9 protein-coding genes and 4 pseudogenes are annotated in these 11632 nt (G+C 72.1%); 9 read left to right on the forward strand and 4 right to left on the reverse strand.

The genetic code is table 11. The annotated features are described in order from the left end of the window. The first annotated feature begins 62 nt into the window (after positions 1-62). Entirely contained in the window at positions 63-1271 is a 1209-nt protein-coding gene (locus tag AB0399_RS05805; RefSeq protein WP_366410351.1) for a hypothetical protein, read from the forward strand. A gap of 273 nt (positions 1272-1544) precedes the next feature. Then, the gene (locus AB0399_RS05810) at positions 1545-2900 is read left to right on the forward strand and encodes an MFS transporter (RefSeq protein WP_366410379.1); all 1356 of its coding nucleotides are present in this window, start codon (positions 1545-1547) and stop codon (positions 2898-2900) included. A gap of 91 nt (positions 2901-2991) precedes the next feature. Here AB0399_RS05810 and AB0399_RS05815 read toward each other — a convergent pair whose 3' ends face one another. After that, positions 2992-3846, reverse strand: coding sequence for a fused MFS/spermidine synthase (locus tag AB0399_RS05815; RefSeq protein WP_366410352.1), 855 nt, complete (start codon positions 3844-3846; stop codon positions 2992-2994). A 125-nt stretch (positions 3847-3971) separates the two neighbouring features. Continuing rightward, a complete protein-coding gene (gene tuf / locus AB0399_RS05820; protein WP_329372957.1) occupies positions 3972-5150 on the reverse strand; it encodes an elongation factor Tu in 1179 nt (392 codons plus the stop codon). A 585-nt stretch (positions 5151-5735) separates the two neighbouring features. Here tuf and AB0399_RS05825 point away from each other — a divergent pair. Next, positions 5736-6950 carry an MFS transporter gene (locus AB0399_RS05825; protein ID WP_366410353.1) on the forward strand — a complete coding sequence of 405 codons (1215 nt, stop codon included), beginning with the start codon at positions 5736-5738 and terminating at the stop codon, positions 6948-6950. 189 nt (positions 6951-7139) lie between these two features. Further along, positions 7140-7940: a VTT domain-containing protein gene (locus AB0399_RS05830; RefSeq protein WP_366410380.1), complete on the forward strand. Its 801-nt coding sequence runs from the start codon at positions 7140-7142 to the stop codon at positions 7938-7940. On the opposite strand, the gene AB0399_RS05835 is transcribed toward AB0399_RS05830, so the two are convergent. Then, positions 7894-8511 (reverse strand): flavin reductase family protein, encoded by a 618-nt coding sequence (locus AB0399_RS05835; RefSeq protein WP_366410354.1) that lies wholly within the window; start codon positions 8509-8511, stop codon positions 7894-7896. The two genes, AB0399_RS05830 and AB0399_RS05835, sit on opposite strands and share 47 nt — an antisense overlap. A gap of 397 nt (positions 8512-8908) precedes the next feature. On the opposite strand from AB0399_RS05835, the pseudogene AB0399_RS05840 reads away from it, so the two are divergent. The 5 genes and pseudogenes from AB0399_RS05840 to AB0399_RS05860 all read left to right on the forward strand — a co-directional run. Beyond that, positions 8909-9442 (forward strand): annotated as a pseudogene (locus AB0399_RS05840) (recombinase family protein); the annotation flags it as partial. Positions 9443-9663: 221 nt separating this feature from the next. After that, positions 9664-9756, forward strand: a pseudogene (locus tag AB0399_RS05845) (hypothetical protein); the annotation flags it as partial. 132 nt (positions 9757-9888) lie between these two features. Beyond that, positions 9889-10266: a hypothetical protein gene (locus AB0399_RS05850; protein ID WP_366410381.1), complete on the forward strand. Its 378-nt coding sequence runs from the start codon at positions 9889-9891 to the stop codon at positions 10264-10266. A gap of 398 nt (positions 10267-10664) precedes the next feature. Continuing rightward, positions 10665-10787 (forward strand): annotated as a pseudogene (locus AB0399_RS05855) (3-hydroxyacyl-CoA dehydrogenase family protein); the annotation flags it as partial. 14 nt (positions 10788-10801) lie between these two features. Next, positions 10802-11212, forward strand: a pseudogene (locus tag AB0399_RS05860) (ATP-binding protein); the annotation flags it as partial. 46 nt (positions 11213-11258) lie between these two features. On the opposite strand, the gene AB0399_RS05865 reads toward AB0399_RS05860, so the two are convergent. Continuing rightward, complete coding sequence (locus AB0399_RS05865; RefSeq protein ID WP_366410355.1) at positions 11259-11630, reverse strand: hypothetical protein; 372 nt, start codon at positions 11628-11630, stop codon at positions 11259-11261. Positions 11631-11632 lie beyond the last annotated feature (2 nt).

Here is an 11632-nt window from a genome sequence, read left to right on the forward strand (position 1 = left end):
TACCAGCCAGTATCGCGGTCCGCCGTGGAACCCGCGGGCCCGCTCCCCTAGTGTTTCCAGCCATGTGGCCAGGAGACCAGCAGCACGGGGGACAGCAGTACCCGCAGGGCAACCCCCCTCAGAATCCGCAGCAACCGCAGCCCCAGCAGCCCTCGCAGGGACCGTACGGGCAACCACCCAACCCGTACGCGCAGCCCGGGTACCAGCAGCCGGGTTACCAGCAGCCCCAGCAACCTCCGCAGCAGCCCTCCCAGCAACCCCCGCAGCCCGGCTACCAGCAGCCGCCGCCGGCCCCGCCGTACGGTCAGCCCACTCCCCCGAACCCGTATGCGCAGCCCGGCTACCCGCAGCCCCAGCAGCCCGGACAGCCGCCGGCCGGCGGCTACCCGACGCCGCAGACGTGGGGCCCGGCCGGCCCCGGAGGCCCGGGCGGGCCCGGCGGGCAGCCGCCGGAGAAGGACAACCGGAAGCTGACCATAGGCATCGCCATCACCGCCTCGCTCGCGGTCATCGCGGCCGTGACGGTCGGCGCCGTCTACCTCACCAACAAGCACGACAAGAAGGACGACGCGAAGGGGCCCGCCACGCCCACCGCGACGACGCCGGCGAAACCCACCGCCACCCCCAGCCCCTCCGGCAGCGCGACCGACGGCACCGACGAGGACAACCCGCGCAACGGCGGCGCCGAGGTGAAGCCCGTCATACCCGGCTGGAAGGTGGTCCGCCGCGACCAGCGCAACGTCGCCTTCGACGTGCCGCCGGACTGGAAGGTCGACACCCAGGGCATGAGCCTGATCTTCACCGACGACAAGGGCGCCGCGCAGGAAGCGATGGGGGCGCCCGCCCACTACAAGTACGAGTGGTGCACCTCGGGCCACGACCACGCCGACCGCGCGACCGTCGGCACCAAGGGCGGCAACGGTGCGAAGAGCCTGAAGAACGCCGCCGACAACGAGGCCGAGGCGTGGGCGTACTGGGTCTACCAGACCAAGGGCAAGGGCACCTTCTCCAAGGCGAAGGACAGCAAGGCGTTCAAGAACGACCACGGCATCACCGGCTGGCAGTCCGAGGCCACGGCCACCAACGTGGTCAAGGCCGACAAGTGCACGCCGCCCAGCGGCATCGCCTACACCGTCGCCTGGCTGGACCCCTCGCAGAAGACCCCGACACCGGTGGTGTGGGTGCTCTACGCGGACACCGGCGTCCCCGACCAGCTCTCGCAGTCCATCGTGGACAAGATCAAGAGCACCATCCGCCCGCTGAAGCAGTAGAAGCAAGAGAAGACGGAGAAGACGGAGGAGACGGGAGCAGGCGAAATCGGCCCGGCGCGGCAGCGGCAGCGGCAGCGGCAGCGGCAGCGGCAGCGGCAGCGGCAGGGTGGAGCGGCACCAGGGGCGGAGGAGCCGCGGCGGCACGGCCTCCGGGGCGGGCGCGGCACGGGAGCGCCCGCCGGCGATAACCGCTGGCGCGCCACCCGGGCGTTCCTGGATAGTGCCCGGGTGAAGCGCACCGGCCCCCGCCCCCGCCCCGGCACTCCCCGTGCCCTGCTCGGCAGGCTGCCGGCACTCCCGCAACCGCCCTCCTGGGCCGGCCGGGACTTCCGGCTGCTGGTCGGCGCGTCGTTCATCGCCAACCTCGGCAACTCCGGCGCCACCATCGCCGCCGCCTACGCGGTCATCGTGCAGGGCGGCAGCGCCACCGACGTCGGCCTGGTGATCGCCGCCCGCACGCTGGCCCTGGTCGTCTTCCTGCTGGTCGGCGGCGCCATCGCGGACCGGCTGCCCCGGCACCGGGTGATGGTCAGCGCGAACCTGGTCAACGCCACGTCCCAGGCCGCGTTCGCGGTACTGGTGCTCACCGGGTCGCCGTCGCTGTGGGTGATGGCCGCGCTGGCCGCCGTGGGCGGCACCGGCCAGGCGTTCTTCTCGCCGGCTTCCGAGGGCATGCTCCTGTCCACGGTGGACCCCGCGCACGCGGGCAAGGCGTTCTCGGTCTTCCGGCTGTCGATGAACGGCGCGAGCATCGGCGGCGCGGCCCTCGGCGGCGCGCTGGTGGCGGCGGTCGGCCCCGGCTGGGTGCTCGCCGTCGATGCCACCGGCTTCGCGATCGCCGCGGCCATGCGCGCGAAGCTGCGCACCCCCGTGGTGGAACGGCCCGCCGCGTCCGGCGGCATCGTCCGTGAACTGCGCGAGGGCTGGCACGAGTTCGCCTCCCGCCCCTGGCTGTGGGGCATCGTGATCCAGTTCGGGGTCGTCAACGGCTTGGAAACCGCCGCCGAGTCGGTCTACGGTCCGCTGGTCGCCCGCGAGCACCTCGGCGGCGCCGGACCCTGGGGACTCGCGATCGCCGCGGGCGGTGTCGGCACGGTCTGCGGCGGCGTGCTGATGATCCGCTGGCGCCCGCGCCGGATGCTGCTCGCCGGTACCCTCGGCGTCTTCCCGCTGGCGCTGCCCGCCGCCGCCCTCGCGATCGCCGCACCGCTCCCGCTGCTGTCGGCCGCCACCTTCACTGCCGGTCTCGCGGTGGAGGTCTTCGCGGTCGGCTGGATGCTGGCCCTGCACCAGGAGATCCCCGAGGACAAGATGTCGCGCGTGTCGGCCTACGACTGGCTCGGCTCGGTCTCCCTGACCCCCGTCGCCACCGCGCTCGCCGGCCCGGCCGCGATCACCTTCGGCCGGACCCAGTCGCTGTGGGGCTCCTCCGCGCTGATCGTGCTGCTCACCGGCGCGGTCCTGCTGCTGCCGGACGTACGTCGGCTGGAACGGCGTACGAAGGTCGCGCCGGCACCGGCCGACCATTCCGTCGACGACCTGCCCGCAGCCGAGCCGCTTCCGCTCCCGCTTCCGGCCGGCGCCAAGCCCGTCGCGGAGAGCGTGGACGGGCTCCCCGACGCGACCTGATCCGTCCACGACAGCACCGCGCACCGCGCCGTGCGGCCCTCCCGCCCCGCCACGCCCGAGCCGGCCTTCGCGGGCGGAACACGCTCCCGGGTCAGCCGATCGTGAAGGCGCCGCGGGGCGGCTCGGGCGAGTCGGCCGCCTCCGCGTCATGCACCGGCGCGCCCGGAAACGCCCGTACCGCCTCCGCCGTCCCCAGCACCCGTGCCGGGAACGGGTCCGCGGCGCAGCGCCGTGCGACCACGTCCGCCGGCAGCGGGCCGCGGGAGACCGCGAGCACCGCGTTGCCGTACCGGCGCCCGCGCAGCACCCCCGGCTCGACCAGCACGCACACCTCCGCGTCCGGGCCGAACGCCGCGCGAACGGTGGCCAGTTGCGAGCCGAGGAAGGCGAACGGCGCGGCGTCGGCGAGGTTCGCCACGTACAGGCCGCCCGGGCGCAGCACCCGTGCCGCCTCCGTCGCGCACTCGACGGTGGTCAGGTGCGCGGGGACCCGCGACCCGCCGAACACGTCCACCACCAGCACGTCGGCGCTCGCGTCCGCCCGCCCGGTCAGCCACTCCCGGGCGTCCGCGACATGGGTACGGATCTCCGGCGCGTCCCACGGCAGGTACTCCGCGACCAGCCCGGCAAGGCCGCGGTCCGCCTCCACCACGTCCTGCACCGCCCCCGGCACGGTCCGCGCGAACCTGCGCGGCAGCGTCAGCGCCCCACCGCCGAGGTGCACGATCCCCACCGGCGCCTCCCGCGTGTCGCACACCGCCTCCACGACATACGCGACACGCCGTACGTACTCGAACTCCAGGTGCTCCGGGTCCGCCAGGTCGACGTACGACTGCGGCGCGCCGTCCACCGTCAGCAGCCACGCCCGCGCGCGGTCCACATCCGGCAGCAGCTTCGCCTCCCCGAAGTCCACGGCCCGCAGCACCGGAATCGCTTCACCTTCCACCGGCCCATCCTCCCCCACCCCCGGGACGCGCGGGGACGCGGGGAAGCGCGCGGCAGCCCCCGCCGACCGGACAGGGCAGGACAGGGCCGGGCGGGCGGACCCGCCCGGCCCCGTCCGGGGACCGGTCAACCCAGGGACGTCACCGTGCCCGCACCGACCGTGCGACCGCCCTCGCGGATCGCGAAGCCGAGCCCGGGCTCCAGCGGCAGCGCACGCCCCAACTCGACGGCGATGTCGGCGGTGTCGCCCGGCAGCGCCATCCCCTCGGACCCGAGGGACACGTCGCCGACCACGTCCGCGGTGCGGATGTAGAACTGCGGCCGGTACCCGGTGGCCACCGGCGTGTGCCGCCCGCCCTCCGCCGCCGGCACGAAGTACACGTGCGCGGTGAAGCGGCGGTGCGTCGTCACGCTGTCCGGCGCCGCGACGATGTCGCCGCGCCGCACCTGACCGCGCTGCACCCCGCGCAGCAGCAACGCCACGTTGTCACCCGCCTGCGCGGACTCCATCGGCTTGCCGAACGTCTCCAGGCCGGTGACGACGCTGGTGAGCGCCTCGTCGTCGACGCCGTGCACGCCGACCCGGTCGCCGGGCCGTACCACCCCGCGCTCGACCGCGCCGGTGACGACGGTGCCGCGCCCGGTGATGGTGAGCACGTTCTCCACCGAGAGCAGGAACGGCGCGTCGACGTACCGCTCGGGCACCGGCACGTAGGTGTCGACGGCGTCGAGCAGCGCGCGGATCGCGGCGGTCCAGCGCGGCTCGCCGGCCAGCGCGCCCAGCCCGGAGACGCGGACCACCGGGAGCGTGTCGCCCGGGAAGCCGTGCGCGCTGAGCAGTTCGCGCACCTCCAGCTCGACCAGGTCGGCCAGCTCGTCGTCGGCCGCGTCGGCCTTGTTGAGGGCCACCACGATGTGCCGCACGCCCACCTGGCGGGCGAGCAGCACGTGCTCGGCGGTCTGCGGCATGACGCCGTCGAGCGCCGAGACGACGAGGATCGCCCCGTCCAGCTGGGCCGCGCCGGTGATCATGTTCTTGACGTAGTCGGCGTGACCCGGCATGTCGACGTGCGCGTAGTGCCGCGTGCCGGTCTCGTACTCGACGTGCGCGATGGTGATGGTGATGCCGCGCCGCGCCTCCTCCGGGGCCCGGTCGATCCGGTCGAACGGCACGAAGGTGCCGTTGCCGTCGTCGGCGAGCACCTTGGTGATGGCGGCGGTCAGCGTGGTCTTGCCGTGGTCGACATGACCCATGGTGCCGATGTTCAGGTGCGGCTTGGTGCGGATGTACGCCTGCTTGGGCATGGGAAGACTCTTCCTCGACGGTCGCCGCGTGCCACGCGGTGACCGGAAGGGGGAAGGCGGTGAGCCGCCTCACGGACCCCGGGCCGTACCGACCCTCCCCCTGCGGGGTCCGCCGGATACGTCGTACCGGGGAGGGTCAGCTTCGTGCGCCGTCGAATGCGCCGTCGAGGAGTGCCGGCCGTGCGGCGACCGCGGCCTGTGCGACCGCTGCGACCGATGCGTTCCGGGCAGCCTCCAGCGCGACCGCTGCTGCGGTGGCGTCTGCGAGGAAGGCGGGCCGGAACATGCGACGATCATGCGCCGCGGGACCGCCCTCCGTCGAACGGTTTTCCGCCCCGCGCCCGCCTGTTGGGCCGCCCGTCCCGGCGCCGACGGCTGAGCCTCCTCCCACCTGCGTGAACCGCCGGGTGACGCAACCGTCAACGGTTCTTCATCCGCTGGTGACGTACGGGAATTCGCGGCGTGGGACACTTTGTTCCGTTGATGAACTTAACGTGCGTCCCCGCTCCACCCGTCCCCGCTCCACCCCGTTCCGTCGAGCCCCGTCCTGCCCCACACCGTTCCGCTCCCGTAAAGGACCCCTCCATGCCCCTGGCCATCCTCGCCCTCGCGGTGAGCGCCTTCGGCATCGGCACCACGGAGTTCGTGATGATGGGCCTGCTGCCCAACGTCGCGGGCGACCTCGGTACCTCCGTGCCCACCGCCGGTTACCTCGTCTCCGCCTACGCGCTCGGCGTCGTCGTCGGCGCCCCGCTGCTCACCGCGCTCGGCTCCCGTATCCCGCGCAAGCGCATGCTGCTCCTGCTGATGGGGCTGTTCACCGTCGGCAACCTCGCCTCCGCCGTCGCGCCGGGCTACTGGACGCTGCTCGGCGGCCGGTTCCTCGCCGGGCTGCCGCACGGCGCGTTCTTCGGGGTCGGCGCGGTCGTCGCCTCGCGGATGGTCGCCGAGGAGCGCCGGGCCCGCGCGGTGGCCGCGATGTTCCTCGGGCTGACCGTCGCCAACATCGTCGGCGTGCCCGCCGCGACCGCGCTCGGCCAGCACCTCGGCTGGCGCGCGACCTTCGTCGTGGTCTCCGCCATCGGCCTTGTCGGGCTCGCCTCGCTCGCGCTGCTGGTCCCGCGGCTGCCCGCCGAGGAGCACGTCGGCGTGGGCCAGGAGATCCGGGCGCTGCGCGAACCCCAGGTCGTACTCGGCCTGCTCACCGCGGTGTTCGGGTTCGCCGGGGTGTTCGCCGTCTACAGCTACCTCGCCTCGATGATGACCGAGGTCACCGGGTTCGCCGACTCCTCCGTCACCCTCCTGCTCGCGCTGTTCGGCATAGGCATGACGCTCGGTGCCCTCGCCGCAGGCCCGCTCACCGACCGCGCGCTGCGCCCCACCCTCTACGGTTCGCTCGCCGCCCTCGCCGTCGTCCTGGTCGGCTTCCACTTCGCGGCGCACTCCAAGGTCGCCGCGCCGATCGCGGTCGTCGTCCTCGGCGCGGTCGGCTTCATGACCACCACGCCGCTGCAGATGCTGGTCATGAACAAGGCCCGGCACGCCCCGACCATCGCGTCCGCCTCCAACCACTCCGCGTTCAACCTCGCGAACGCCGGCGGCGCCTGGCTCGGCGGCGTGGCCATCTCGGCCGGCTGGGGCTGGACGTCGCCCACCCTGGTCGGCGCCGTCCTCGCGGTGGCCGGGCTCGGTATCGCCGTGACCGCGGGTCTGCTGGACCGCCGTGCGCAGGTGACGGCGTCGGAGGTGATCGCGGAAGGGGGGCCGCGGGCGCTGCGGGAGGTGGAGGAGCCGGCGTGACCCGGCACTCCGGGGGCGATGGCCGGCCCCCACCTCGGTTAGGCTCGGCAAATGGCAGAAGCCGAGCCGGACTTCACGCCCGCACCGTCCGGACCAGGGGTCCGCGACGCCCGCGATGTGCGGGGTGGGCGGGGTGGGCGGGGTGTACGGAGAGCCGCGGCGCGGGCCGTGGTGCGCTGCTCGCGGCTGATGCTCTCGCCCTGGGCGCGGTTCGGCGTGCTGGTCGCGGTGCTGGCCGTCGGGATCGCGCTGGCCGTCGCGTGGCAGCCGCAGCGGCTGCTGACCAGGGGCTGGCCGCCTCAGACCTCGGGCACCTCCGCGGTGCTGGTCTTCGCGCTGGCCTACGGTGTCGCCACGGTCGTCTTCGTCCCGCGCCCTTTGCTCAACGCCGCCGCAGGCGCGCTCTACGGCATCCACGCCGGGCTGCCCGCGGCGATCGGCGGCACCGTGCTCGGCGCCGGACTGGCCTTCCTGCTCGGCCGTTTCCTCGGGCGCGACGCCGTACGGCCGTTGCTGCGCGGGCGGTTCGTGCTGTCGCTGGACCGCCAGCTCAGCAAGCACGGTTTCCGGAGCACTCTCGCGCTGCGGCTCTTCCCTGGCGTGCCGTTCGCCGCCGCGAACTACGCGGCGGCGCTGTCCCGTATCCGCCTGACGCCCTTCCTGACCGCCACGGCCGCGGGCAGCGCCGCCAACACCGCCGCGTACGTGGTCGCGGGCGCCCGCGCCGCGTCGCCGACCTCGCCGACGTTCCTGCTGGCGCTCGGGTTCCTCGGGGTGACCGGGGTGGCGGCGACGGCCTACGCCCGGCGCCGTACCCGCAGGGCGGCGGCCGGCCCCGGCGCGGCGGTCGTACGCGCCGAAGGCGGCGGGGCCGGTGTACCTCCCGCGCCCGATACGACCGGTGCGGCCGATACGACCGGTGCGGCCGGCACGCCCTCCGCCGTCAACGACCCAGCGGGTTCGGCCACTCCGCCAGCGGAATCCGCTTGATCTCCAGCACCTCGCCGAGCGTGCCCCACTCGTCCTTCCCCAGCCGCGCCAACGGCCGCAGCGCGTGGACGTCCGGCAGCCCGTCCACCATCACGGCCCCCGACACCACCGCGTACACCACCCGCCCGAACACCACGGTCGAGTCCCCCAGCCGGAGCGTGCTGTGCAGCTCGCACTCCAGCGCCACCGGCGACGCCGCCACCCGCGGCGGCTTCACCCGCGCACTGGGCTCCCGGGCGATCCCCACCTCGTCGAACTCGCTCACCCCGTGCGGAAAGTCCGTCGCCGTCGCGTTGATCTGCTCGAACAGGTGCTCCGGCGCCAGGTTCACCACGAACTGCCCGGTCTCCTCCACATTCCGCACCGAGTCCTTCCGCCCCACCGACGTGAACTGCACGATCGGCGGGCTCACACACGACACCGTGAAGAAGCTGTGCGGCGCCAGATTGTCCGCCGAGCCGTCCTTGTTCGTCGTCGACACCCAGGCGATCGGCCGGGGCACGACCACCGAGGTCAGAAGCCGGTAGAACGCGTTGCGGTCCTGCTGGGCGGGATCGAAGTCGATACGCATGGGGCCAGTATCCACGCGCCCGCCCTCCCCCATGTCTGGGGATCGCGGCCTGACCCAACCTGCGCTTCTCCGGAAGGCGCCCGGTATCGGACGACCGCGCACCGAAAGCCAAGCCCCAAGACCACCACCGACCACTCCCCGTGGGACGACCTCACCATCCCCCCGCACGCCCGCACGCGCGGCATCATCCACCCCCCCAACGCCCCGGCGCCTGCCTGCGGATCTCCAGCCACCGCCTCAGCCCGGAAACAGGCGTGGAACGCCAGAACGACGACGCCGAAGACACCCGCCCCGCCTCGGCTGGGCGCCGTTCGCGAAGACCTACCGCGAGAACGACACCTCGGCCTTCAAGAAGCGCAAGGTCATCCGCCCCGACGGGACCATCGACTGGGTCGTCATGCGCCCGAAGTTCCGCCAACTCCTGGCCGACCTGTCCACCGGAGTCATCGACGGCGTCATCTTCTACGACCTCGACCGCCTCGTGCGCCAGCCCCGCGACCTCGAAGACCTCATCGACATCGTCGAGTACGTCCAGCACCCGGTCATAGGCGCCACCGGCGGCCGCATGAACCTGATCAACGACAGCGACCGCCACATGGCGCGCATGATGTGCGTGATGGCGCTGAAATCCTCCGAGGACACCGCTCGCCGCGTCGCCCGCATGCACCTCGCCGCCGCCCAACAAGGCAAGATCCAAGGCCGAATCGCCTACGGATGGGTCCGCTCCGGCCCTCACAAGGGCCGGCACCTCCCCGACGAAGCCGCCGTCGTGCGGGCCCTCTTCACCGGCTGCCTCCTCGGGGAGACCGCCTACTCCCTCGCCACCGGACTCAACTCACGCGGCATCCTCGCCCCACAGGCCGCCCGCTGGTCCTCCACCACCGTCAACAAGATGCTCCGCAACCCCCGCTACGCCGGCATGGCCTCCTACGGCGGCAAACACCGCATCGAACCCGCCTCGACTGGGACGGCTGGTCACACGTCCTCTTCGACGACGACGGCCACCCCCTGCTCGGCACCTGGGACCCGATCATCGACCCCAAGGACTGGTCCCGCGTCCAATTCGAACTCCAACTCCGCCGCCAAGCCTCCGGCATCCCCACCCGCACCAGCCGCCCACCCGTCACCCCCAAGTACCTGCTGTCCGGCATCCTGCGCTGCGGCAAGTGCGGCCGCGGGCTCGTCGGCAACCAGGAGCGCAGGAAGAACTACCGCACCTACCGCTGCCCTCCCTCCGCCCACGGCGGCTGCGGCGGCATCCACATCGCCGCCGACACCGCCGAGAGGGCCGTCGAGCAAGCCCTCACCACGTACTTCGAACGGCTTGTCGCGGCCATACGCCAGCACGGAAACGGTGCTCACGACGACGCGCGCCTCATGGACACGCGCAACGCCCTCGCCACCGAGCAAGCCCGCAAGAACGACCTGATGCGACGGTGGGCCGACGACGCTCTCGCCCAAACCGCTCTTACCGAGGACGACTTCTTCACCCTCGTCCACGCCATCAACACGAAGATCTCCACGCTCCAGGACACCCTCGCCGCAGCAGAAGCAGCCACCCACACAACAGCCCCCGTCCCCGACGCAGCCACCTGGCTGCACGGAACGATCAACCAGCGCCGGACCCTCATCCGCCGCCACCTCCACGGCATCACCGTCCAACCAGCCGGTAAAGCCCACGTCTTCAACCGCACCCACCTCGTCCGCGAACGCCTCCAACCCCACTGGCGGACCGCCGAGAAACTCACCACCTGAACGTGAACGGGTGAGCTCCCGAGCCCTCCCGGGAGCCCACACGCATCAACCTCACGCCGTCAACCGGAACAGCACCTTGCACAACCACACCACCTCGGACTCCCCCACCACCGGAGCTTCCCGCAAGAACTCCTGCACCCACTCCTGCTCACCTGCATCCAGGGCCTCCCCCGCCTCCGGGTTGGCCCCGGACCCGTCCACGGCCCCGACGCTTTCATCCCTTTGACACCTACGCACCGCGAATCACCTCGCCCATCAGCTCACGGACAGCGACCCACCACGATCACCCCGCTCCCCTGCTTGGAGCATCCGCACATCGGTGATAACAATCCGCTCGCCCCTTCCGGCAGCCGGCTCTCCACCCCACCACCCCTGCCACAACACCTCACCGCGTCAAGGAGCCAGCCGTCATGTACGCGCAGCACAAGGAGCCTCTGCACGCGGCCCCTCCGAACCTCCAGCGCATGGTCGACGCCGGCCGCCTCGGCCGGAAGACGGGCACGGGGTACTACGCGTACTGACGGCAGCCCGGCAATACAAGACGCTGGACGACTACGACTTCTCCTTCCAACCCGACCTCGACCCGCGCAAGATCAAGGACCTGGCCACCTTGTCCTTCCTTGAGGACAAGGCCAACGTCGCCCTGCTCGGGCCGCCCGAAGTCGGCAAGACCCACATCGCGGTCGCCCTCGCGGCCGCCGCCTGCCGGGCCGGCCACTCGATCTACTCCACGAGCCTCGACGACATGGTCCGCCACCTCAAAGCCGCCGAGGAGCAAGGCCGGCTGATCAGCAAGCTCGGCACCTACCTGCGGCCCAGCGTCCTGGTCGTCGATGAGGTCGGCTACCAGCCCCTCGAACGCGCGGAAGCCAACCTGGTCTTCCAGGTCATCTCCAAGCGCTACGAGAAGGGCTCCATCATCCTGACCTCCAACAAGACCTTCAGCAAAGCGCACATGTTCCGGCGAACACGTGCCAGTCGGTGCCGAAACATCACCGGTTCATCTTGCGGAAGTCCTGGTACTCGTCACAGACGATGCCCTGGTTGACCCAGCGTTCGGGGTCTGCGGCGAAGCCACGCTCGGCAAGGTGCAAGGCTTCCTCGGGGGTGGGCAGGACCGCGATCTCCCGTCCCCACGTCTCCTCCTCGGGGTCCAGGGGCGGGAACTCGGTGATATCGAAGAAGTTGTCAGTGCCGACGTCTTCGACGTCACTCACATAGATCGTCACGCCGGAAGGGCCGGGGCTGAGGGCGATCCAGCGAAGCCCTTGGTAACCGTCGTGTTCGACTCTGCCGAGGAACTGCTCGATCTGCCGTCCGCGCTGGAGGGCGGCGAGAGCGAAAGAGGGAATGAGGTGCCGCATGC

The organism is Streptomyces sp. NPDC088194 (assembly GCF_040702025.1).
Lineage (GTDB): Bacteria > Actinomycetota > Actinomycetes > Streptomycetales > Streptomycetaceae > Actinacidiphila.